Origin of the sequence: Methylobacterium sp. 13MFTsu3.1M2 (assembly GCF_900112625.1) — a bacterium.
Classification (GTDB): domain Bacteria; phylum Pseudomonadota; class Alphaproteobacteria; order Rhizobiales; family Beijerinckiaceae; genus Methylobacterium.
Window position 1 is genome coordinate 1 of the sequence record NZ_FOMM01000026.1, and the last position, 23,348, is coordinate 23,348.

The 23,348-nt window shown below is 64.0% G+C and carries 23 protein-coding genes; 12 read left to right on the forward strand and 11 right to left on the reverse strand.

Features of this window, described 5'->3' with window-relative positions; translation table 11 throughout:
* A partial coding sequence (locus tag BM314_RS23465; protein WP_139237871.1) for an autotransporter outer membrane beta-barrel domain-containing protein occupies positions 1-567 on the forward strand: 567 nt, incomplete at its 5' end.
* Between the two features lie 279 nt (positions 568-846).
* On the opposite strand, the gene BM314_RS23470 is transcribed toward BM314_RS23465, so the two are convergent.
* The 3 genes from BM314_RS23470 to BM314_RS30270 form a co-directional block, all read right to left on the reverse strand.
* On the reverse strand, positions 847-2,043 hold the full coding sequence (locus BM314_RS23470) for a hypothetical protein (RefSeq protein WP_091980584.1): 1,197 nt from the start codon (positions 2,041-2,043) through the stop codon (positions 847-849).
* A 328-nt stretch (positions 2,044-2,371) separates the two neighbouring features.
* Entirely contained in the window at positions 2,372-2,773 is a 402-nt protein-coding gene (locus BM314_RS30265; RefSeq protein WP_139237872.1) for a hypothetical protein, read from the reverse strand.
* A 500-nt stretch (positions 2,774-3,273) separates the two neighbouring features.
* Positions 3,274-3,597, reverse strand: coding sequence for a hypothetical protein (locus tag BM314_RS30270; RefSeq protein ID WP_139237873.1), 324 nt, complete (start codon positions 3,595-3,597; stop codon positions 3,274-3,276).
* Between the two features lie 743 nt (positions 3,598-4,340).
* Between BM314_RS30270 and BM314_RS23475 the strand changes: the two genes are divergently transcribed.
* Positions 4,341-5,393: an FkbM family methyltransferase gene (locus BM314_RS23475; RefSeq protein WP_091980586.1), complete on the forward strand. Its 1,053-nt coding sequence runs from the start codon at positions 4,341-4,343 to the stop codon at positions 5,391-5,393.
* Between the two features lie 348 nt (positions 5,394-5,741).
* Here the strand turns inward: BM314_RS23475 and BM314_RS23480 are convergent, their stop codons facing one another.
* Positions 5,742-6,134 (reverse strand): winged helix-turn-helix transcriptional regulator, encoded by a 393-nt coding sequence (locus BM314_RS23480; protein ID WP_020096271.1) that lies wholly within the window; start codon positions 6,132-6,134, stop codon positions 5,742-5,744.
* Positions 6,135-6,216: 82 nt separating this feature from the next.
* Here BM314_RS23480 and BM314_RS23485 point away from each other — a divergent pair, with 82 nt between their 5' ends.
* Together BM314_RS23485 and BM314_RS23490 are read left to right on the forward strand one after the other, a co-directional pair.
* The gene (locus BM314_RS23485; RefSeq protein ID WP_020096270.1) at positions 6,217-6,948 is read left to right on the forward strand and encodes an SDR family NAD(P)-dependent oxidoreductase; all 732 of its coding nucleotides are present in this window, start codon (positions 6,217-6,219) and stop codon (positions 6,946-6,948) included.
* Positions 6,949-7,370: 422 nt separating this feature from the next.
* A complete protein-coding gene (locus tag BM314_RS23490; protein WP_139237874.1) occupies positions 7,371-8,492 on the forward strand; it encodes a tetratricopeptide repeat protein in 1,122 nt (373 codons plus the stop codon).
* A gap of 86 nt (positions 8,493-8,578) precedes the next feature.
* On the opposite strand, the gene BM314_RS23495 is transcribed toward BM314_RS23490, so the two are convergent.
* On the reverse strand, positions 8,579-8,782 hold the full coding sequence (locus BM314_RS23495) for a hypothetical protein (RefSeq protein ID WP_091980590.1): 204 nt from the start codon (positions 8,780-8,782) through the stop codon (positions 8,579-8,581).
* Positions 8,783-8,856: 74 nt separating this feature from the next.
* A complete protein-coding gene (locus BM314_RS23500) occupies positions 8,857-9,765 on the reverse strand; it encodes a non-homologous end joining protein Ku (RefSeq protein ID WP_091980592.1) in 909 nt (302 codons plus the stop codon).
* Between the two features lie 204 nt (positions 9,766-9,969).
* On the opposite strand from BM314_RS23500, the gene ligD reads away from it, so the two are divergent.
* Positions 9,970-12,480 carry a DNA ligase D gene (ligD, locus tag BM314_RS23505; protein ID WP_091980593.1) on the forward strand — a complete coding sequence of 837 codons (2,511 nt, stop codon included), beginning with the start codon at positions 9,970-9,972 and terminating at the stop codon, positions 12,478-12,480.
* 40 nt (positions 12,481-12,520) lie between these two features.
* On the opposite strand, the gene BM314_RS23510 is transcribed toward ligD, so the two are convergent.
* On the reverse strand, positions 12,521-13,015 hold the full coding sequence (locus BM314_RS23510; protein ID WP_091980595.1) for a GNAT family N-acetyltransferase: 495 nt from the start codon (positions 13,013-13,015) through the stop codon (positions 12,521-12,523).
* Positions 13,016-13,509: 494 nt separating this feature from the next.
* Between BM314_RS23510 and BM314_RS31300 the strand changes: the two genes are divergently transcribed.
* The 3 genes from BM314_RS31300 (at position 13,510) to BM314_RS23525 (ending at position 15,385) form a co-directional block, all read left to right on the forward strand.
* Positions 13,510-13,632: a hypothetical protein gene (locus BM314_RS31300; RefSeq protein WP_280142567.1), complete on the forward strand. Its 123-nt coding sequence runs from the start codon at positions 13,510-13,512 to the stop codon at positions 13,630-13,632.
* A gap of 173 nt (positions 13,633-13,805) precedes the next feature.
* Positions 13,806-14,069 carry a hypothetical protein gene (locus tag BM314_RS23520; RefSeq protein ID WP_020096262.1) on the forward strand — a complete coding sequence of 88 codons (264 nt, stop codon included), beginning with the start codon at positions 13,806-13,808 and terminating at the stop codon, positions 14,067-14,069.
* Between the two features lie 80 nt (positions 14,070-14,149).
* Entirely contained in the window at positions 14,150-15,385 is a 1,236-nt protein-coding gene (locus tag BM314_RS23525) for a winged helix-turn-helix domain-containing protein (protein WP_020096261.1), read from the forward strand.
* 15 nt (positions 15,386-15,400) lie between these two features.
* On the opposite strand, the gene BM314_RS23530 is transcribed toward BM314_RS23525, so the two are convergent.
* The 4 genes from BM314_RS23530 to BM314_RS23545 all read right to left on the reverse strand — a co-directional run bounded on the left by BM314_RS23530 (position 15,401) and on the right by BM314_RS23545 (position 19,602).
* The gene (locus tag BM314_RS23530; RefSeq protein ID WP_020096260.1) at positions 15,401-15,916 is read right to left on the reverse strand and encodes an STM3941 family protein; all 516 of its coding nucleotides are present in this window, start codon (positions 15,914-15,916) and stop codon (positions 15,401-15,403) included.
* Positions 15,917-16,396: 480 nt separating this feature from the next.
* Entirely contained in the window at positions 16,397-17,773 is a 1,377-nt protein-coding gene (locus BM314_RS23535; RefSeq protein ID WP_091980599.1) for an MFS transporter, read from the reverse strand.
* Positions 17,774-17,974: 201 nt separating this feature from the next.
* Entirely contained in the window at positions 17,975-18,625 is a 651-nt protein-coding gene (locus BM314_RS23540; protein ID WP_029359437.1) for a polysaccharide deacetylase family protein, read from the reverse strand.
* 74 nt (positions 18,626-18,699) lie between these two features.
* Positions 18,700-19,602: a LysR substrate-binding domain-containing protein gene (locus BM314_RS23545; protein ID WP_091683065.1), complete on the reverse strand. Its 903-nt coding sequence runs from the start codon at positions 19,600-19,602 to the stop codon at positions 18,700-18,702.
* A 210-nt stretch (positions 19,603-19,812) separates the two neighbouring features.
* Here BM314_RS23545 and BM314_RS23550 point away from each other — a divergent pair, with 210 nt between their 5' ends.
* The 4 genes from BM314_RS23550 (at position 19,813) to BM314_RS23565 (ending at position 23,295) form a co-directional block, all read left to right on the forward strand.
* Positions 19,813-20,301, forward strand: coding sequence for a carboxymuconolactone decarboxylase family protein (locus tag BM314_RS23550; protein ID WP_020096256.1), 489 nt, complete (start codon positions 19,813-19,815; stop codon positions 20,299-20,301).
* Positions 20,302-20,381: 80 nt separating this feature from the next.
* Entirely contained in the window at positions 20,382-21,776 is a 1,395-nt protein-coding gene (locus tag BM314_RS23555; RefSeq protein ID WP_244540017.1) for an MFS transporter, read from the forward strand.
* The gene (locus BM314_RS23560) at positions 21,773-22,429 is read left to right on the forward strand and encodes an alpha/beta hydrolase (RefSeq protein ID WP_056531139.1); all 657 of its coding nucleotides are present in this window, start codon (positions 21,773-21,775) and stop codon (positions 22,427-22,429) included. Before BM314_RS23555 ends, BM314_RS23560 begins: the two co-directional genes overlap by 4 nt.
* Before the next feature lie 14 nt (positions 22,430-22,443).
* A complete protein-coding gene (locus BM314_RS23565) occupies positions 22,444-23,295 on the forward strand; it encodes a fumarylacetoacetate hydrolase family protein (protein WP_091683068.1) in 852 nt (283 codons plus the stop codon).
* Positions 23,296-23,348: the final 53 nt, after the last annotated feature.

Consider the following 23,348-nt stretch of genomic DNA (forward strand, 5'->3'; position numbering starts at 1 on the left):
GTGTCGTACGCGGACGGGCGGGTGGACCGGACGGTGGCGCTGGGCGCGGCGGTGTCGCAGGCCTCCGGGCTGTCGTCGGGCTGGAACGGCGGGGTGTCGGGCTTTGCCGGCTACGCGCTGGCGACCGGCCTGCCGGTCGAGGTCGTGCCGGAGGTGGGCTTCAGCTACGACCGGCTGACGCGGGGCCGTGTGTCCGAGCGGGGCGGTCTGGTCGGGCAGGGCTTCGGCGGGCAGGGCTTCGCGGTGGCCGACCTCGACGCGGCGCGCAGCCTGGTCGGCGGGCGGGTGACGAGCTGGGCGTTGGCGGGCATTCCGGACCTGCGCCTGGAGGGCCGGGCGTACTGGGCGCACGAGCTGGCCGACACCGCGGCGGTGATCCGCTCGAGCCTGTTCGGGGCGGGGTTCGCGGGCCGGACGAGCGCGCTGGGCCGGGACGGCGCGGTTCTGGGGGTGAGCCTGACGGGGGCGGTCGCCGCGGGCGTGCGGCTGTCGGTGAGCTATACCGGCGACGTCCACCCGGGCGCCACCGCCCAGGTGTTCACCGTAGGCCTTCAGGCCGCGTGGTAGAGCATCGACGGACCTTCGAGCGTTCCTAGCTAGCCTTACGATCGGCGGATGCATGTCGTCGCCCGCCGATCGTTTACGTGGCCCCTCGCATTCGGCCGGCATAGCCTCCGACGCATCATCCGATCGTGTTACTCTCCAAGTCGGCCTCCTCGTCGACCATGCGGCCGGGACTCCCGTTCGGCAGGTACCGATCGCGCTCCACGGTGCGGGCGGCGTTTCGAGTGTGCGGCCGCCTCCAGCACTCGCCCGTCGTCGGCATCCAGGCGTGCGGGCGACCTGCTATTTCGACACCCACGCATCTTCGACCCAGATCTGCCCGTGCAGATCAGAAGCCAATGCCGCAGCTATCGCCTGCTGTGCTGCCGCCGTGTCGAGATCGGAGGCGACGACGGCGTCCTCCCCCTCGGACTCGGCGGGCCCTACCGAGAAGACCTTCTCCTTGCCGGTATCGACAAGTCTCGCATCGACACCCCGGAGCTGGAGGTAAGAGACGGACTTGTCCTGAGGATCCTGCCACGCGGTAGCCCGGAGCGAGATCGCTTCCTGAGCTCCCATCGGGTCCAGGTAGGACACCTTGCGGGTGAGGGCCATCTGGATCTCGCCTCGCCCGGCGTCCTTGCCCGACGAGACGATCGTCGCATCGGTGATGGCCTTCGGCAATGCGCGACCGAGGGCGGCGATCAGATCGGTGTCGCCCGGCTTCACCTTGAGCTTGACGAGCTGGGACTTGTCAGCGACCTGCCCGTATTCCGCAGTCTCAACGCCCGGGAGCTTCTTCACCTTCTCGAGGAGCGCGGGAGCTCTCTCCGGATCGACGTCGATCGAGATCGACGAGGTGCCGCCTCTCAGGTCGGCGCAATTCGGGACCAGACCGGCGGGATCCATCCGGGCACCTTCAGTGCGGACTAGCTTCACCAGATCGACGACGTTCGGAAGCTTGGTCGTCACCGAGAGGGTCCCGGGATCGGGTACGGGCTTGTCGCTCACGTCTTCAGGCTCGTCCTCTGCCGTCGAACCGGAGGGCAGCGCGGTCGGATCCTCCTCCGAGAACGTCAGGCCGGTGGCTGCGATGGCGACGCTATGGTCCGGAAGCTTCAGAGAGCCGTTCAGCTGCTGGTCGTCCTTCGAGCCGCTCCGCTTGATCGACACGGCGACCCGATCCCCCGCCGAGCTTGCTCCGGCTCCGGAGAACTTCGCGCCGTCGGCCTGCAGCGGGATCACCAGACGGTCGACGCGCCGCGACAGCGTGCTTGTCGGGTAGCAGACGTCGATGCTCGCGTCGGTGATCTGGCTGCCCTGCAAGGTCAACTTCAGGACGCCGTCGATCAGATACGTCGCCGAACCGTCCAGGGACCCTTCCGAAAAGCTGAGGTAGCGGGTCGACGGCTGCTGAGGCTGCGGCTTCTTCGATTTGCCCTGGGCATTCGCCTGACCGCACAGTCCGATCAGAACAATCGTCGCCACCAGGAACCGCATGTGACCTCCCCAGGTCCGCCGATCATGTGCAGGGCATCATGCCCGACGTTGCGGTGCACGGCCACCAGATCGCGGGCCACGCATGTCGGGACAGCTTGGGGGATAGCTTGATCGGCGACCGACGTCGGTCGTCGGATCGTCCCGGATCCTGGCTGTCGGTGCGGAGAACCTCGGCCGGGAAGCGATCCGATCGAACGCCGCCTCCAGGCGCATCTCGCCGATCGACCGGCTGTAACCGCATCGGCCGAATGCTGGAGATATCATGATTTGTGATGGCTCCGACCGCGGCTATCTATGAATGTTGGACGTCGTCGCGAGACATTAGTTCTCAATCAAAGAACTTCCCATTCCAACGAATGTAGCCTCCACCTCCGCCATGGGCATCCATATGAACCTTCGGGATGCGCTCGCGGCCTACCTTGACGTTGGCACCCAGCATATCGTGGTCCTTCTGAAGCAATGATCCGCGACGCAGATAGAACAGTACGGAGCAAACCTGCATGCCGCAATGACTGCTCCGTGACATTTTACCGGCACATCGGATCGCCTCGTGGGATATAATCAGGTCGGGCATGCCGTCGCCATCGAGATCCCGCTCGATCAGGCCGGCGGGATCGATGCGCCCTTGACGACCATCGCACCCGTCATTGATCTCCTGCTTTGCCAAGTAGGCCGCCGCTCTTGATTCCGCCATAGCCGGCGCTGCAAAGAGCGATCCCATCAGGATCACGAAAGTCAGTCTTCCCATAAAAATCGTACGTCTCCCGATATTCGTCCCAAACAGCCCGGAGTCAGCCTTTGCATTGACGCGACAAGCTTGACTTCGCCGATGCATAGCCGTCAGTCCTTACGGGCCACTTGGTGCGTTCGTCGAAGACGATGGCCGCTTTACTGCCCGAGCTCAGTAATTCATCTATGTCCGGTCGCAACGGCCAGCTGTAGAGCTCGTTGTTGGTCCTCGGCGGTACGGTCAGCTTGATCTGGCGTCCGGCAGCGGAGAGGGATAGCGTATCTCCAGCGCTTAGACCGTTCTCGACGGAGTAGATCTCGAAGGACCTTTCGCCACCGCGCCGGCACGAGACGAATATGCACAGATTGGAGGAGACGCAGGAGGTGAACGCAGGATACGGAGTTCCTTTTGCCGGCTTCCACCCCGAGTTCGCAACCTGGACGCAATACAGCATGAATAGGAGGGCAACCGCACCCGATCTGGTTGACATGATATGGTCCCTACTTTGTTGAGATCGCGTCCATTTTCACGATTTTTCCCGCTGCGCCGCAGAACAGAGCCTTGATCGTCACGATGCGGCCGTCCCGGATCAATGTGGAATATCCATCGCGGGCGATCGCTTTCTGGTGTGAATCGGGAAAATAGTACAAAGCGGGTACGTTGATGTACTGCCCGCCGCCTTTTTGGCTAAGTGTGAATCCGCGTACCGTTCCCTGCTCGAATGTTAGATCGCTGATGCGGCCGCGCGAGACCATCGGAGAACAGTCCTTCGCCGGCGACAGGTTAGACATCGAGACGATTTTGCCGTCGACGGAACGATTCACCCTCATATCCGCGAAAACGACGCTGGATCCGGCGGCATATAGCAAAAATGAACCTAGATATTTCCCTATGTAACAACTTGCGGCTCGCATCGAAAGCTCCGTAGGCGCGTATTCAAAGCAAGATTTTCGATCGCGATCCACAGCGCAAGCCGTAAATTGGCACAGGACTGATAATCATTTGGCTTAGAGGCTTCGAGTGGGAGCCGGCGTCACGAGTGCGGCTGGGCTCGGCGCATGCGGTCTGGTTGGACTTGGCGGAGGTCTTCTGCCTCTCTACAGGTCTATGGAGACTGTCCTAGTCAAAGACTCGCGCGATTGGCTTACAAAACTGACTTCCGGCCTCTGACCGTCTGAATCGTCGAGGACATGTCCGCTCGAGTGCCCGCGTGGCGCAGAAGCAGACCGGCAGCATTCCACTCCTAACAGCCCTTCCGCTGCCGACCCAACTCAGCTGTACAGGCGGCAGTGAGCGCTTCCCAGAAGCGGTCGTTCGCCGCCGGACAGGCAAATTCGGCTCTTGATGGTCAGCAAGATGGCGGCTGCTGTCTGGAAGAAGACATCCGACTGCGGACGACATAGGCCGTGCGGACACCGCGAGCCCGCCAACGCCGTTCTGGACCAGACCTCCTCGCTATCCGCCAAAGCCACCATATAGTAGGCTGTTAACCAAATTTGCCCAAGCGACGGTATAGATCGACGAAAAGCACACGCCGATTAAAATGTGAGCTGGAGGAAACTGGGGCATGTCAGAGCAAGAGCGCGTGCATCTTCAGGAACTGAGCGAAAAATTCGATGCCTTGAAGGAAGAAATCCAACAACTTCGGTCTGAAGTTGGCATGCTCCGATCTGTAAGGCATGGATCTGGAGTCGATCTCGTAATCCTAGATAGTATTGTTGCGTATGTTCCAACAGCAGACAATCTGTATTCAAATTTTATACCGGACAGCAACAAGAAATATGACGTTTTTGCCAGCGGTTTGCCGGAGGTGATGCTCGGCAATCCAAGCAATACGCCCGCGAAAGTTTTTCAAGATTATATAGAGATAGCGGCAAGCGATTACTCGACAATAATTCTATACGACATTGGTGCTTGGGCTGGAGACATCGCTATCCGTCTGGCGCGTTACGCCAAAGCATCCAAAATCGATTTCCGCGCCCAATGCTATGACCCATCAACTGCCGGGTCATTGATACCGTTCAACGCACGCCTGAATAATGTAGCGGACCTTGTGGATTTTGTGCCCGCGGGTATTAGCCTCGATGGCGGCCCACTGCTGTTTAATCAAGTGCGCGGACACTCGGACTCATCTGGACTATCCATGGTCGACAGTTTTGGCCGTGATGTAGATTCGTATATTATAAATACTTATACTTTGAAAGAAATTTTGGAAAGAAACAGGCGTCCTTCACATCAAATTATTAAGATCGACGTCGAAGGAATTGATGCACTTATCGTGGCAAACAATCTTGCAATTCTGCAAGAAAGCACTTTGGTGATCGAGTTCAATCCCCGACAGGAGCAATATAAGATTATCGATCCACGAAATTTTCTGGCGCTAATGAACCGAACGCATACGATCTATGACTTATTCTATGCGCCGAACCCAACAATGGTAAATAAAATTGATGATATTGATCAATTTATGATGGATATTTTGCAAAGAAAATGGGGATATACAGATCTATTAATGGTCCCTCGGGTCTGTAAATTTCACGATCGCTTTATTCAGCGATACAAGGACTATAAAAAAGAGCCCGATAATTATGTACTCGCGAAGGCGCATCGCACCAAGTAGGTTTTTGCCGCCTCCCACATTTTCGTATGAACCAGCACCGCCTGGATAGGCTCAGCCAAGAGCGCCAGCGTTGCCTGCAAAGACGTTGGCCATTTACACACTTCTCTCAGATACTGACAATGGGTCGCGGACTTCTGACACTCCGAAGAATTCGGATTATTTAGTCCGGGGCTCGGCAAAGGGTCGCAAGCGGAAGGGGCAGCAACGTCCGCTAAAGCGCCTTCCAACTCGTAAGTAGACCGTCCGCAAACCACCCTGAGCCGACATGTGCGTATGGGTACCAAGCGTGAGATTTGGACTTCTAGATGTTCGGTCCCGGCATCCGGCGATCCGAAAGCGGACGCGTTTTCACGGCTTCATTTTGATGCTGTCATGTTCGCGGTTGGCCGCATCAATCGCCGCACCGTTGTTGAGTGCCCACGCGCAGAGCGCCTCAAAGGGCTCGCGTAGTGAATGGCCGAGCGGGGTGATCGCATACTCGACGCCGATGGGTGCGGTCGGCAGCACCGTCCGGGTCACCAAACCATTGCGCTCCAGCCGCTTCAGCGCGTCCGCCAGCGCCTTGTGCGTGATGCCGTCGAGCCGCCGTTTGATCGCGTTGAACCGTGAAGGCCGCGGGCAAAGCACCGTGAGGATCAGGATCGTCCACTTGTCGGCGATCTTGTCCAGCACCGGGCGGACCTGCGCCATGTTGGCGAGCGCGCAAGCGGACGCGGCATCGAAGTCGGTATCGTCGGCCATATCTAGTCTACCTTAAGTGCGTTCTTGATAGCAGATACACGCTGTGTATCTGCTGCGCCATTGCAGATGAAGGGATGCCCCGATGGCTCGCATGCAAGACAAGGTTGCGCTGGTGATCGGCGGGGCGAAAGGCATCGGCCTTGCGGTCGCCGAGCGGCTGGCGGTCGAAGGCGCGTCGGTCGTCTTCACCGGGCGGCGCGCCGACGAGGTCGACGCAGCCGCTGCGAGGATCGGGCGCGGTGCGCAGGGCCTCGTCGCGGACGCAGCCCAACAAGAGGATCTGCACCGCGTCGTGGCGACGGTGCGGGAGATGCATGGCCGGATCGACGCGCTGGTCCTCAACGCGGGCATCTCGGAACCCGCGACCCTGCGCGACGGGACGCCCGAGCATTTCGACCGGCACTTTGCGGTCAACGTCCGTGGGGCTGTCTTCGGGTTGCAAGCGGCTCTGGGCGCAATGGGGCGGGGTGGGGCCGTCGTGCTGATGGGGTCGATTGCCGACGTCATGGGCGTGACGCCCTACGGGACCTACGCCGCGACGAAGGCAGCGCTGCGCTCCTACGCGCGCACATGGACGGCGGAACTGGCCCCACACGGCATCCGCGTGAACGTGGTGGCCCCCGGTCCGACCGATACCGCCATGATGGCGAGCGTATCTGAGGACGGGCGGGCCGCACTCATCGCGCCGATCCCGCTCGGCCGCATGGCGCGTCCCGAGGAGGTGGCAGCGGCCACGCTGTTCCTACTGAGCGACGAGGCGAGCTTCGTCGCGGGGGCCGAACTGTGCGTCGACGGCGGGATGCAGCAGGTCTAGCGTCCCGATAGCAGTTTCAGGGTGTCCGCTTCCGCCGGTTTGCATCCCCGAAGCGGACCATCTTGAAGCCACCCATTTTGGACGTTCAGATGGGCGCGTCGTGGTGGCAGATGCTGGCCGAAAGCGGAACAATTGCTTCGGAAAAGGCCGACCAGAGATGCGGACGGCCTTCAATCGATCCGGATCGGAAAGGAACGGAGCGAAACGCGTCACTCATAAGCTGATGTCCCGGCCTTGACCGAGAGCCTCCGGTTCCATCCCGGCGGCTCGAGCGGCCAACCGGCATAAACAAGCGTTAACCCTTAAGACAGATGTGGCGGACCATACCTCAGGTCACTGTCGCGGTGTCTTGCCAGACTGCGCCAAGGACCCTTCGCGCGCTTGCATAAGCCACCTGCAATCTCCGGCGTGAACGCAATAGAATGGCCGAGATGTTCGTCGATGAAGCTCTCGATCGAGCCAACGCCGATATCCAAGCGGGACGGCGCCAAGAAGCCAGAAATCTTCTGGAGGCGATACTCAAGGTAGAAGACAGAAACCCGCGAGCCTTGATCGGAATTTCGGTCGTCAGCTTCCAACAAGGCGACCTGCCGAAGGCGGTCAACTACATCTCGGCAATAGTCCTAGAGAATCCATTCGACAGCGACCTCCTCGGCACGTGCTCGGCCCTTCTGCGGAGCTTTTCCGTCGAGGAATTCGCCGATCGTGTCGAAGCGATAAGTGATGACGCCAAGAAGGATGCGCGGACAATAACGGCGTGCCTCGACGGTTTTCTCAGCATGGCGGATTTCGGATCCTCGGGCGAGGCGATCGTGCGCGTCCCATCCGAGATCGCTAGCGCGATCCACTTCATATCGCTCGACGCTCTGTCTGTAGGCTCCAACAGATCGAAGTTCGGTCGGTACTCGCCTATCAACTGCGTCATCGCTCCTACCGCGGGAGACTATGAATTCCGCGAGAAGCACTTCATCTACGCGTCCTCACTGCTGGAGGACAAGCAGGAGATCCTTGAGGCGTTCGGCCTCCGGGATCTGGCACGGGTCAAAGCGGTTCACAAGGTCAAAGCGAAGCGCATGTCGGATGCCCTCGATGAAATCGGGGTCTCAGGTCTCGACTATTTCAAGAGCGATCTGGAGGGCATAGACGGCTTGGTCCTGCGCGACGCCCGGCAGCACATCGCCGGGGCCGCCGTCGTACAGGCCGAGCTCCGTTTCATGCCGGCCTACGAGGGGGAGCCGCACTTCGACGAGACCGTCGCCTACATGCGCGGACAGGATTTCGAGGTGCTGCATCTGACCAATGAGAATTGGCGGTACGCGACCCGGCACAGGGAGCACATGGCCAGAGGTCGGACGGTGTTTGCGGATACCGTGTTCGTGAAGAACATCGACACGTATCTATCGCTTCACGGACGCTCGACCGAGGCCGTGGTTCGATATTGCCTCGCCTGCGGCGTGTCCGGCAACGCAAACTATGCTGAATTCATACTCGAGAAGCACAAGGCACTCGTCCCTTGCGATCTCGGCGCCGCTCTCGTCAACTAACTGATACCGAAGGCCCGCTTCGGTCAGCCTCAGTTCGCCAAGACCCGACTCGGTCATGTCGCCATGTCGTGACCGGAATTCCAGCCTCACGCCCTGTAAGGCTGCGGCGGCGGGCCATCCAGGGCGATCAGATCGACGTTCCGCGCCTTGAGGACGCCGAACAGGCCTTCCAGTTCGCGATCGCAGGGATCGTCCACGATCGCGGCTTCCGGCGTGTCCTCCTCCAGCCACGCCTCCGCATCCTTGTTGGAGGAGAAACCGAGCGGGTCGTAGCCGAGTCTCTCGAGCATTCGGCACGCCCGTCGCCGCCGTGCGGCGCTACGGGAGAGGACCAGGGCCGGAGGCCGGAGCGGACGAGCGGCCATCACGCGGCCTTCCGCGGCTTCGAGGACGTCGCCTTGCCCGCGCCGCGGGTCGAATTTAGCCGAGACCGCTTCGAACCCGCCTTCTTCCGGGCAGCGGCCGGCTGAGCGGAGGATCCACCCTTCTCGGAGTCGATGCTGCGCCTGAGGGCCTCCATCAGGTTCACGACGTTGCCGGAGCTCGGTGCCGCCGCCTTCGATCGACCCTTGCCCTTCTCGGGCTTCTTCGCCTTGCCCTTGACCAGCGCGATCAGCGCCTCCTCGTAGCGGTCCTCGAACTTCGACGGATCGAACTTCCTCGTCGACCGGGCGATCAGCTCCTCGGCCAGGGACCGCATCTCGTCGGTCGGATTGCCGTCCGGCATGTCCTCGAAGTAGGCGGTGGGCGACCGGATCTCGTCCTGGTACCGCAGCAGGGTCGCCAGCAGGCCTTTGCCGTAGGGCTCGATCAGGACGATGCGCTCCCGCTTGTAGATGACGATCCGGCCTAGGCCCGCCATCCCCTTCTTCCTCATCGCATCCCGGATGACGGCGAACGCCTCGCGCGACACCTTGTCCTCGGCCGCGAGGTAGTAGGGCTTGTCGAGGTAGCGCTCGTCGACCTCCTCGCGCCTGCAGAACGCCTCGATGTTGATCGTATGCGTGCTTTCCAGCGCGATCTCGCTGAGCTCCTCGTCCTCGACGGGGACGAGGTCGTCCTTGGCGACCTCGCAGCCCTTCACCTGATCGTCGCGATCGACGGTCTCGCCGGTCACGGAGTCGACCAGCAGCTGCTTCACGCGGTTGCCGGTCTCACGGTTGATCGTGTGGCACTTCAGGTCCCGCGACGAGCTGATCGCCGGATATAGTCCGACGGAGCAGGAGACGAGTGAAAGTCGCAGGTGCCCCTTCCAATTGGCGCGCGATGCCACCGCAGCCTCCAAATTCGCACAAGTATTCGTCGCCGGCGATGAGTCGATGCGATGCCGACCACGAATTCGGCGACTCAACGAGAGTCGCTCTCGACTCGTTCCTGCACAGTTCGTCCTGTGGATAACTTGCGAGATCTTGTCTGCCCCCGCATTCGAAGCGGCATCCCGGAACCGGCGATCGGCCGCGGCGGTTTGCCGGAAGTCATGTCCGAGCTCCTCAAGCCGTACCGCGAGAAGCGGGACTTCGAGGCCTCGCCCGAGCCTCGTGGGCGCCGTGGCCGGAAGGCCGCCAAGGCGCGCTTCGTCGTCCAGAAGCACGACGCCCGACGCCTGCACTACGATCTGCGGCTGGAGATGGACGGGGTGCTCAAGAGCTGGGCCGTCACCCGCGGGCCGAGCCTATCGCCGGCCGAGAAGCGGCTCTCCGTCCGCACCGAGGACCACCCCCTCGACTACCTGCGCTGGGAAGGGGCGATCCCCAAGGGCCAGTACGGCGGCGGAACCATGATCGTCTGGGACATCGGCTCCTGGGAACCGGTCGGCGATGCGGCCGCCGGTCTCGAGAAGGGCCACCTCGAGTTCGTTCTGCACGGAGAGCGGCTCGGCGGCCGTTGGCATCTCGTGCGCATGAAGGGTCGCGGCGGCGAGAAGAGGCAGCCGTGGCTGCTGATGAAGGCCGAGGACGAGCATGCCCGCCGCGAGGGCGACATCCTCGTCGAGCACGATGCGTCGGTCCTGTCGGGCCGGACCAACCGCGATCTCGCCGCCGGCGGCGAGATCAGACCCGACCACGCGGCACGTGCGAAAGTCGCCTTGACGCGAGTGACGAAGACCGCCTCGGCCCGGTCCCCGCGCGCCCGCAAGGCCGTGCTGCCGCCCTTCGTCGAGCCGGCCTTGGCGATCCTCGTCGACGCGGCGCCGACCGGAGAGGGCTGGCTGTACGAGATTAAGCACGACGGCTACCGCATGCAGGCGCGCATCGACGGAAGTGCCGTGAAGCTGTCGACGCGATCCGGCCTCGACTGGACGGCGAAGTTCGAGCCGATCGCGAAGGCCCTGCAGAAGCTGAAGCTGCCCTCCGCCCTGATCGACGGCGAGATCGTCGTCGATAACGCGAGCGGCATCTCGAGCTTCGCGGCGCTTCAGCAGGCCCTCGCCGACGGCGACACGGGCGCGGCGCTCTTCTACGCCTTCGACTTGCTCTACATCGACGGCAAGGACATCCGCGCCCTCCCCCTGACCGAGCGCAAGGCTCTGCTGCTGCAGAGCCTGGACGATGCGGGGTCCGCCGACCGGATCCGGTTCAGTGAGCATCTCATCGACGACGGTGCGGCCATGGCCCGCCATGCCTGCCGCCTCGGGCTCGAAGGCATCGTCGCCAAGCGGGCCGACGCGGCCTACCGCTCCGGACGAAGCGATCTCTGGCGCAAGGTGAAATGCACCGGCTCCCAGGAGTTCGTCGTCGCGGGCTTCATGCCCTCAGGCACGGCCCCGAAATCCGTCGGCTCGTTGATCCTGGGAACACACCAGGATGGCACCCTCGTCCACGTGGGACGGGTAGGTACGGGGTTCGGCGACGCGGTCGCGCGCGAGCTCTGGGTGAAACTGGAGTCCCTGCGGATCCCAGCGCCGCCGTTCGACGCCGAACTGCCGCCCCTGGCGCGCCGCAATGCACGATGGGTGGAGCCTCGTCTCGTATGTGAGGTGACGTTCCGCGGATGGACCGCCGACGGTCAACTGCGGCATGCGTCGTTCAAGACCATCCGGACCGGCGTGGCGCCCGACGAGGTCGTCCGGAAGGCGGCGCCGGCGCGCTCACGGGCGCCGAAGCGGACAACCGCGGAGTCGACCATGACGCTCACGCATCCAGATCGCGTGCTCTGGCCGGACGTCGGCCTGACGAAGGAGGGCTTGGCCGGGTACTATGCCGAGATCGCCGACCGCATCCTGCCGCACGTGATCGACCGGCCTCTGTCGCTCGTCCGGTGCCCGGCTGGCCTCGGCTCGTGCTTCTACCAGAAGCACGGCTGGTCCGGGATCGACGAACGCCTTCTCCGCGTCCTCGAAGGCGGGACCGGGAAGGCGGTCGTGATCGGCGACCCGGATGGCCTGCGCGCCCTGGTCCAGGCAAGCGTCCTCGAGATCCATCCCTGGGGCGCGACGGCCGCGGACCCGGATCGGCCGGACCGCTTGGTCTTTGATCTGGATCCCGGGGACGGCGTGGGCTGGACCGACCTCGTCGCCGGCGCGCTCGAGGTCCGCGAGCGTCTGCGGATCTCGGGGTTCGGCGCCTTCGTCAAGACGACCGGAGGTAAGGGACTGCACGTCGTCGTCCCGGTCGAACCGAAGGGTGGGTGGGATGAGGCGAAGGCGTTCTCGAAGGGGCTCGCCTCCGAGATGGCCAAGAACGCGCCCGACCGCTACGTCGCGACCGTGTCCAAGAAGTCCAGGGACGGCCGCATCTATATCGACTATCTGCGCAACCAGCGTGGTGCGACCGCGGTTGCGACCTTCTCGACCCGCGCCCGCGCGGGAGCGCCGGTCTCGGTGCCGGTCGGCTGGGACGAACTCCCGTCCCTCGGTTCCGGATCGCGCTTCGACGTCGCCACCCTGCCCGGTCGCTTGGCGGCGCTCGGCAAGGATCCCTGGGCCGGCTTCGAGCGTGCCGCGCGGCCTCTGGAGGCAGCCGGCAAGCGCGGGCGTCGACGAACCTGACTGGCCTGTCTGTATGGACTTGCCGTCGGCTCGTGCGCGGTCAGCGCGGGCCGGGCAGGCGAAGAGCGAGATAGCGGACGGTCTTGGCTCCGCCGTGAATGGTGGCTGCGCCGACCTCCTCGAAACCGAGCCGGGCGTGGAAGGCGTCCGAGCCCAGGTTGGGCGGCATCGAGTTGACTTCGCACACGATCAGGTCGTGACCGGCCTCGCGGGCCTTCCGGAAGAGATCCTCGTAGAGCCGCCGCGCATAGCCGAGGCCGCGGGCAATGCCGGCGACCACGACCCGGTCGACGTACACGAAGCGCGGGTAGCGTCTGCGGAACCATAGATAGTTCGGGCTCGCATAGGTCGGATGCCGCTCATCGAGGGCGATCAGGAAAGCGTCGTTGCGGCCAATCCGGCGTGCGTGGAAGCTCCCCGCCACGAGCTCGGAGAGACCTTCCTCGTCGAGCAGGGAGAGCTCGGCCGCGTGCGCGTTGTTGAGGGCCAGGATCGGACTGGTGTCGGTCGATGAGATCTGCAGCAGCGATGTCATGCACTCTCGCGTGTCATCGGCCGAGTGTTGTACGCCATCCCGACTGCAATCTGGATCAAGGCAGCCGTTGTGGCCCCAGCGCGGATCGCAAGCTGGGTGGCCGGGATTCGGGAGTTGCACCTCTCGCTCTGGCATGCATTATACCAGTGGCCTGACGCATGGGTCGTCCTCAACGCACCTCGCGCCCTCGTCAGAAACGTCGGGGGCGTTTTTTCTTGGGAGCGGTACGGCCGGCAGCTTCGGATGGAAGCTCGACGAGGTCTGCAGCGGCGGTCCTTCGGCCAGGAAGGCGCGATGGACGCTCTCGGTCGCCGGCGACACGATGATCGCGTCGATCGCACGCGGCTTCAAGGCCGGCGAGCCGTTCACCCTGAAGCGCTGCGCCACGAGGTAGCCGGGAAGCCGAGCCTGAGGCCCGGCCGGCTATCGCTTCCCGCCGTTCGGGTCCATCCATGGGCGGGCACGCCCCTCCCCCTGGGTGCGAAGGAGCTGCGATGAGCCCGCACGACTACACGTGGCTCCTGTTTGCGACGCCCGCGGCCGTCGCCCTGCTCGGCGCCTTCGTCTATGTCGCGATTGGTCTTCAGGACCGGATCGACGGCCGCTGCGACCGGTAGACCGGGCCGCTGGCCCTGCCCACGAATGGTGCGCCTGTGCCGGGCGCATGGGGCGGCATCCCCGGGCGGAACCCGAGGTTCCGGATCCTGTTGTGGGATCGGCGAGCGCAGATGCCACTTGGCCCATCGGACGCCCGCCCTTCGGAAGGATCCAGATCGGGCACCTCGGCACCATGAAAGCAATCGTCTGTCTGTCCGCCGTCGTCGTCGCATCGACGCCCTTCGTCGGCACGCCCGCCAGGGCCGACGATGCCGAGGCGGCGCGCCTGTGCCGAGGAGACGCATTCAAGCTCTGCCTGAGCGAGATCCCGGACCGTGACCGGATCACGGCCTGCATGGTCCGGAACAGGGCGCGCCTGAGTCCGGGCTGCCAGACGGTGTTCAACAAGCCGTCCCGGCCAGCCACCGTCGAGGCTGCCAGCCACACGATCCGCTGAGCAGATGACGGTGGAGGGTATCCTCCGAAGGTCAGCACCTGCGGCCGTAGGATCGTGACGCCCGCCTCCCCGCCCATCCCATGGCTGGATCGAAGCTGGAACTGTCGATTACCGAAGCGCGCCGCATCGCGCTGACCGCCCAGGGCCTCGGCATGCGCCCGCTGTCGGACGGGATCGCCGTCTCGCGGATGCGTCGGCAGATAGGCCGCCTGGGCCTGCTCCAGATCGACAGCGTGAACGTCCTCGTCCGCGCCCACTACATGCCGCTGTTCTCGCGCCTGGGGCCCTACGACCGCGGCGCCCTCGACGCCCTGGCTGTCGCAGGCTCGAAGCGCTTCTTCGAGTACTGGGGTCACGAGGCGTCCCTCCTGCCGATCGATCTCCAGCCTCTGCTGCGCTGGCGCATGGACCGCGCCCGCCAGGGCCACGGCGTATGGAACCAGCTCAAGGCGTTCGCGGGCGAGCGGCGCGCGGAGGCGGACGCCATGCTCGCCCGGATCGGGCAGGAGGGCCCGCTGGCTGCCTCCGACGTCTCGGGCCCGAAGGCGTCCAAGGGCATGTGGGTCTGGAGCGATGCCAAGCACGCGCTCGAATGGCTCTTTTGGGCAGGACTCGTGGCGTCGACGCATCGGAGGGGCAGCTTCGAGCGCGTGTACGACCTGCCCGAACGGGTGCTGCCCCGCTCCGTCCTCGCCCGACCGACCCCGGCTCCGGTGGACGCCCGGCGCGAACTCGTCGCGCGATCCGCGGAGGCGCTCGGCGTGGCGACCGCGAACGACCTGCGCGACTACTACCGCCTTTCGCCGACCGAGGCGCGCCTGCCCATCGAGCAGCTCGTCGAGGAGGGCGTGCTCATTCCCGTGACCGTCCGCGGATGGCAGCAGCAGGCGTACCTGCACAGGGATGCCCGGCCCGGCCGCCGTCACCGCGGCGCGGCCCTCCTGTCGCCGTTCGACCCGCTCGTCTGGCACCGGCCACGGACGGAGCGCCTCTTCGGATTCCGGTACCGCCTCGAGATCTACACGCCCGCCCACAAGCGCGAGCACGGCTACTACGTGCTGCCGTTCCTCATGGACGGCGCGCTGGTAGCCAGGGTCGACCTGAAGGCGGATCGACGGGCCGGGGCGCTGATCGTCCTACGCGCGCATCAAGAGCCGGGTGCGCCGGCGGCTACGATGGAGCGGATACTCGCGGAGTTGCGATTGATGGCCTCGTGGCTCGGCCTGTCCGACGTCGTGATTTCGTCGACAGCCGGGCTGGAGAGCCGCGATCACCGGGTCAGTTCCCGGATGAGCGACCGGGCGGCGATGGAATAGCCGGCGGACCCCAGGCTACGCGTTGCGCCGGGCCGCGGACACCGCCTCGGCCAATGCCGGGAAGCCGCCGCGCAGATCGGCCGCCGTCATCCAGTAACCGGACCGCCCGAAGACCCGATTCAGTTTGGCCCTGCGGCGCGCCCCCTTCGTCCAGGACAGATGCGCGTCGGCCGTCGGGTCGATCTCCAGCACCAGCATGCGCTGCCGCTGGATTTGCATCGGGGTCACGCTGCGGATCGTCTCCCAGGGGATCCAGTCGGTCGACAGCCTGCGATCGTAGATCCCACGCGGCCCGACGGACACCACCGGTTTCGACTGGAACAGCTTGGGGAAGATCAGCACCGTGCAGAGGCCGAAGAACGCGACGCCGGCATAGGCCTCGAACTCGGCGAAGCTTCCGGGCGTCACGGCCGTGCGCCCGATTGTCGGGTGCGCATAGATCAGCCAGCCGGCGAAGGCCGCGAAACCGACGGAGGCCAGGAAGAGGCCGATGGTCCGCCACGGCGAGCGATGGATCTCGACGACATCCACGTAGGCGAACTCCGCAATGCGATGGGCTGACCTGCGCCAGGTCGCTCCTCGGGAGAGCGACTATCGCGCGCCCGAAGGCGATACCGTAGCCGATGTTGGGCGACTTCCTGCATGACGCGGTCCCAGAACGCCTCAGCGCGGGCGCGTTCGGGTTGATTCTCCACCTTGTTCAGGCAGGCCCGAATGAAGACGCATCCGCCGCGACGGCCTCAGCGCGGATCAGCGGGGCGGCATTCCTGGCCTGGATCTTCTCGACAATCGAGAGCAGGTGCGCGCGATCCACCGTCTTACGCGTGGCGCTGCCGGAGCGTCCGCTTCGGAGAACACGGCGGTGTACCCCGAATGGCCGGGTTGAGCGCGAAGCGAAACGGTCGGTCCTACGCGCCCCGACGATCCGGCGAGACGTAGTCTGGCCGTAAGCGGCCGATCCGCTTCAGAGCATGCCCGCTGTGGAATTGGACACTAGCGACAGGAGCGATGTCACGACCGCGTGCCGAAGTCGCAGCCCGTGTTTATTGGCTTTGATGACAGAGGTCTTTCAACCAAACGCGGGTTGCGGAGGGAGAGAATAGCCATTCCGCCGGTGGCAAGGACGAAAGCGACGAGACCCGTCGAGACGGCGAGACCGCCCGTCAGGCTCGTGAAAAATCCGAACGCGATTGGCGCCGCCAGGCTTCCGACCTGCCCCATGCTGCTGATGAAGGCGAGACTTCCCACGGCTTCGGCTTCGGTCAGGAAGCGCACCGGTATGGTCCAGAACAGGGCGGTCGCCGACAGATAGCCGATGGCGAGCAGGGCCAGGCAGGCGATGGCCGCCGCAACGTTCTGCGCGACGAGGGAGATGGCGAGGGCGGCCGTCGCGGCCAGGAAGGCGGATAGGGCGAAATGCCACCGCCGCTCGAGCCGCCGGTCCGAACTACGGCACAGCAGGAGCATGCCGACGGCACCCACGGAATAGGGGATCGCCGACAAGAGCCCGACGCTGAACACGTCGGCTACGCCCGATCGATGGATAATCGTCGGCGCCCAGAAGTTCAGAACGGTCCCCGCCCAGGTGATGGAGAAATATCCGAAGGTCGCGATCCACAGCTTCGGATTTCGCAGGGCCGACAGGAAGGCCCTCGCGGGCGCGGGTCCCTGTTCGAAGGTCCCGGATGAGAGATCGGCCGCCACGATCGCCTTCTCCCGTGGCGTCAGCCAGGCGGCATCCGCGGGTCGGTCACTCAGCACAAAGAACGCGCCGACTCCGACGAGTACCGGCAGCGCCCCCTCTACGAGAAACAGCCATTGCCAGCCCTTGAAGCCGGCCGCGCCAGCGAGGTGCTGGATGATCCAACCGGAGGCTGGTCCGCCTACGATGCCCGACACCGCAATGGCGAGGACGAACAGCGACATCACCCGCCCGCGCAGGCGATGGGGGAACCAGAAGGTGAGGTAGAGGACGATGCCCGGGAAGAAGTCAGCTTCGGCCGCACCGAGTAGGATCCTAGCCAGGTAGAAGGTCGCCGGGCTCGTCACAAACGCCATCGAGCAGGACACGAGGCCCCACAGACACATGATACGTGTCAGCGTCTTCCGCGCGCCAATGCGGCCAAGGAGAAGATTGCTCGGCACCTCGAAGAGGATGTACCCGACGTAGAAGATGCCGACGCCGAAGCCGTAACTCGCGTCCGACAGGCCGATGTCACTCTGGAACGTCAACTTGGCGAAGCTGACGTTTACACGGTCGATGTAGTTCAGGACATAGCATAGGAAAATCATCGGGATCAGCCGGAGGCTGATCTTCCGATAGATCCTGGCTCGTTCGTTCTCAGACGCTTGCTCGATAGCAACGCGCGTCTTGGACGCATCGGCCATTCCAAATCCCCCATCGCGAGCTTGGCTTCCGCGGCGCGATCCTGTTCGAATAATTCGCGCCGTCCCGACCGAGCCAAGTCTCGCTACGAAGCATAGCAGGCCATTTTGCAGTGTTGCGATGATATATTTTCGTCGTTTCAATCGATGCCATCGATCGATGATGCCGGCAGATCTGTCGCACGCCCTGCGAGGGTGTGCCGATCAATCGGCCATGAAGTCCGGAGACATCGACACAGTCCGTCCCGCTTCGGTCAAAATCACCGACCTCGGAATCGCCTGCTCGAAGGTCGCTCCAAGATCTGTCAGACGTTGAAGCAGCTCAGGCAACCGGACGAGGCATCCAGCCTCGATGTCATGAATGACCATGACACTCCAGTCCTGCTCCCGCACCTGGGCCATCGCGGTCTCGACCCAGCCGTCCGCGTCCTTCCAGTCACCGGGGACGCTGTTCCAGGTGATCGTCGTGTAGCGTTCGGCGAGGAGGTGATCGAGCGCCGCCCGACTCAACAGATGCCGGCCGATCAGTCCGTCGTTCCCGTAGGGGCGGAAGAGCTTCTCCGGTCGCGTCAGCGAACCGATCCTTTGCTGTGTCTCCTCGATCTCTCGGAGCGCATAGTCCCGGTCCGTCCGGTCCCCGAGTGCCACCGAATGCGTAAAGGTGTGATTTCCGATCCAATGCCCCGCTGTATGAGCAGCCCGCATGAGATCGGCTGCAGCGGGGTCGTCGAGCCTCTGCCCGATCACGAAGAAGGTGGTCTTGATTCCGGCCCGGTCTAGGATCCCCAGGATCTGATCCGTCACATGTGGTGTGGGGCCGTTGTCGAAGGTGAGGGTGACCTGCTTGGCTGCCATATCTGACTCCAATTCGGGCTCGTTCGCCGTAGCGGTCGTGGACACACTGGCGAGCTCCCGCGACGACATCCCCGCTACAACCGACGCGTCGAATGAGAAGCCTTATCGCAGGCTCGTCGGAGCGTGTGCAGGAAGGATGCGACGTGCGGAGGCAGGACCTCGTTCCGGCGCAATAGCACGCCAGGGCTCCGCATGGGCGTGGGAGTTTCCAGAGGAACCGACAAAAGCGTCCCATCCTCTGGGACGGCCTGTCTCGACAGGATCGCGACGATGTTCATACGCCGAACGAGGCCGAGGATGGGACCGATCGTGTTCATCTCTGCGACGAGGTGCGGGACGGCGCCGCATTGCCGGAAGCAGTCATCCAGCAGCCTGCGGGTGGTGAATTCCGGTGAGAGCAACACGACCGGCTGATGGTGGAGTTCCGCCATGCGGACCCATTTCCGGGCTGCCCACCGGTGTTCAGGCGAAAGCACGAGATCCAGAGGCTCGTCATAGAGGGGTTCGAAGGCGAGATCCTGCTGGTGGTCCGGCCTGTAGGAGATTCCGAGATCGAGGGCACCGGCCAGGAGCCGCTCCTCGATCACGCTAGCGGCGAGTTCCTCCACGACGACGCGCATCGAAGGATTGCGGGTGAGGAACTCGGTCAGGCAGGCGGGGACGAGATTGACGTTAAAGGTGTGCGTCGCGGCGATCCTAAGCCAACCGGTCAGGACCTGATCCTGGGGGGACAGCGCCCGAAGGCCCTCGTCCAGTTCGCCGAGGGCCCGTAGGACACGGGGCAGCAGGTTCTGCCCGGCTTCAGTGAGGAACACGCGCTTGCCGACGCGGTCGAACAGGCGTTGCCCGACCTGATCCTCCAGTTGCCGGATCTGGTGAGACAGGGTCGATTGGGTGATGTGCGTCTGCCGCGCGGCCCGGGTGAAGCTCAGGTGCTCAGCCAGAGCCACGAAGTAACGCAGGTGACGGAGTTCCATCGGTCTGCCCGTTCGATCGACGGCATCGATCAATTGAATGCATCGATATCATTATATCGATGCAACCCGGCGCGCTATACGATGCTGACGCTGGGCTGACGGCTTCTACCTTCACGGTCCGCCACTCCGCGCAAACGCCCTGATTGGGAGTTCGAAGTGCCGAGGATTGGGAACGCGAGCCGGGCCAGCGTCGGACCAGATCACCAGGGATTGTTCGACCGCCTGGAAGCGCTGCGGGGAAAGCCGGTCGAGAACGTCTTTCTCGCCGTCGCCAACGCGCCTGCGCTGTGTGACGGGGTTCTCGCGATGGCGATGTCGCTGCGCCAGAGCACTCTGCTCGACCGGCAACTTCGCGAACTAGCCGTCCTGACGGTCGGGCTTGAGACGCGGGCTGACTACGAGGTCGCGCATCACTGGAACTCGGCGGTGAAGGCCGGGCTGTCCCAAGCCAAGCTGGAGCAGCTTGCGCAGTTCGAGACGGATGACCGGTTCACCGCTTCCGAACGCGCCGTCATGCGCTTCGCTCGCGACGTGACGCGGACCGGCCGTGTCGATGACGGCCTCTGGGCCGAATTGTGCGGGTTCCTGGACGAGCAGGAGCGACTAGAACTGGTCCTGACGACGGCTTGGTACAACTGCGTCGTTCGCATCCTCCTCCCCCTCAATATCGAACTTGAGGACTGGTTCTCACGTCTCTGAGGGCGAGCGCGAGAGAACTTGCGCCCGGCGTGCCTTCGAACCGGACGGAAGTTCCGGAACAGAATAGGGAGATCATGAAAATGGACGTGACGCCCGGAGGTGATCCGCCCGTGCTTGGCCGACCGCCGGCTAAGTCATTCGCGACGGATGATGTGGATAGCGCCGCACTCTATCGAAAATTGCAGTGGCGGCTGCTGCCGTTCCTCTTCGCATGCTACGTGGCTGCCTATCTCGACCGGGTGAATATCGGCTACGCGCAGTTGCACATGCGCGCGGAGCTGGGCTTCAACGACGCGGTTTACGGCCTCGCCGCCGGACTATTTTTCGTCAGTTACTTTCTGTGCGAAGTCCCGAGCAACTTCGTCCTTCAGCGCGTCGGCGCCCGGCGAACGCTGGCGCGCATCCTAATCCTGTGGGGGCTCGCCTCCTCGGCAACGATGTTCATCACCGGGCCCCATTCGTTCTACGCGCTGAGGCTGATCCTGGGAGCGTTCGAGGCGGGCCTCGCCCCCGGGGTGATGTACTATCTGACGCTCTGGTATCCGAACCGCCGCCGGGCGGAAATGACTGCAATTTTTCTGAGCGGCAGCATGCTCGCCGGTGTGATCGGTGCACCTGTCTCAGGCTTCATCCTCGAAGGCATGCAGGGCGTCCTCGGCCTCAGGGGCTGGCAGTGGATGTTCCTTCTGGAGGGCATGCCGGCCGTGCTTCTCGGGCTCGTCGCGCTCCGGATCCTCGTCGACAAGCCTCAAGATGCTCCCTGGCTGACATCATCCGAGAAGATGCTCCTTTTGGCAGAGATCAACCGGGACGCGAACTTGGCTGCCGGCGGCCATGCATTCGGTGCGGCGTTCCGCGACCCACGAATCTACGTCCTCGCGCTGGCGTACTTCACCCTCGTCTGCGGGCTCTATGCGATCACCTTCTGGATGCCCGTGATGATGCAGGCCGCCGGTGTCCAGGGAGCCGCCGAAATTGGCCTATGGTCCGTAATCCCCTATGCGATCGGCGGCATCGGCATGGTGTGGCTGTCCCGACGCTCTGACCGACGGCAAGAGCGGCGGTGGCACTACGCCGTCTGTGTCGGTGTCGGTGCCTGCGCGCTGATTGGGGCGTCCCTCGCCGGCGCGAACCTTCCAGTCGTCCTGGCACTGCTCTCCGTCGCGACCGCGACGCTCTTCGGCGCGATGCCGATCTTCTACGGCATCCCGATGGCCTATCTCCCCGAGCGTTCGGCCGCGGGCGGCTTGGCGCTGATCAACTGCCTTGGCCTCACGGGTGGCTTCGTGAGCCCCTTCCTGCTGGGCTGGATCCGGAACGCGACGGGGAGCCTGACGCCCGGCCTGTGGTTCATGACGGGCCTGATGCTGACGGGCATCGTGGTGCTACTCCTGGCGACACGCCGCCCGTTCACGCGAGTCACGCCCCACCCCGCCAACTCCGGGCTCAGTTTCGGGTCGGAGGCAGGCCGGTGAGCCTCGATAGCTTGGCCCACCGCTGGTATGCGTCGGAAGGGAGCCGATCGCCGCTCCTCCTGCTGCACGGCACCGGAGGTGACGAAGACGAGCTTGTGCCCTTTGCCCAGGCAGCGGCCCCCGGCGCGCCGATGCTGGCCGTCCGCGGAGCCGTATCGGAAGGTGGCAAGCTGCGCCACTTCGCTCGCCATCCGGACGGTCGTTTCGATTCATCCGAGGTCGTCCGCCGAGCCGATGAGCTGGCGGCCTTCGTCGCGGCCGCCCGCGACCGTTACGGTTTCGGGCCTCCGCTTGCCCTCGGCTTCTCGAACGGAGCCAACATCGCGGCCGCACTCATGCTTCTGCATCCTGCTCTTCTGACGGGCGCGATCCTGTTGCGCGCCGTTCCACCGCTGACTGGTACCGCGGCCGCTGCCCTTGTCGGGCAGCGCGCCGTCGTTGTCTCGGGCGAGACGGATACGATCGCGCCGCCGGCACTCGGGGCCGATCTGGCACTTTGCCTGACCGAGCTGGGCGCCGAAGCGACCCACCATGTCCTACCCTGCGGCCACGACCTGACACCGGCCGATGTGCCCCTCGCCCGCGACTGGCTCAGCTCTCTCGCCGAAGGGGCACCCGCTGGACCGGCTTCCTCCCACTTGATTCGCCCTTGATCCGGAGATGATCGATGAAGCTCTGTCGTTACGGTGAGGTTGGGTCCGAGCGGCCTGCTCTGGTCGATGCTGCAGGCGTCCTCCGCGACCTCTCGTCGGTGTGCCGTGATCTTGGTCCGTCCGAACTCGCGCCCGACGGTCTCGCCAGGATCGCACAGACGGATCCGACGCGGCTGCCCCGGGTAGAAGGAAGCCCCCGCCTCGGCGTTCCCTTCACAGGCCTCTCGAAGTTCATCTGCATCGGGCTCAACTACTCGGACCACGCGGCCGAGGCCGGCATGGCCATCCCGAGCGAGCCAATCATCTTCCTCAAGGCTCCGAGCGCCGTCTGCGGGCCGAACGACGACACGATCCAGCCCCGCGACTCAACCAAGCTCGACTGGGAAGTGGAACTCGGCGTCGTGATCGGATCGACGGCGCAGTACGTCACCGAGGAGCACGCCCTCGATCATGTTGCCGGATACTGCGTCGTGAACGACGTCTCGGAGCGGGCCTTCCAGCTTCAGTCCAGCCAATGGGACAAGGGCAAGGGATGCGATACGTTCGGTCCAATTGGACCCTGGCTCGTGACAAAGGACGAGATCCACGATCCGCAGCAGCTCGACATGTGGCTCGACGTGAATGGAACCCGCCGTCAGACGGGCAATTCGCGCACGATGATCTTCGGCGTTCGCGAGATCATCGCGTACTGCAGTCGGTACATGACGCTCCTGCCGGGCGACATCATCGCGACGGGCACGCCGCCGGGCGTCGGCATGGGGATCAAGCCCAAGCCCGTCTGGTTGCAGCCGGGCGACACGGTCTCGCTAGGGATAGAGGGCCTCGGGCAGCAAAGCCAGCGCATCCGGCGGACCGATCACGGCTAGGGCGCCTGTCGGCCGGCTCAGGGTCGGGAGGGCGACCCGCCATCCAATCCGGG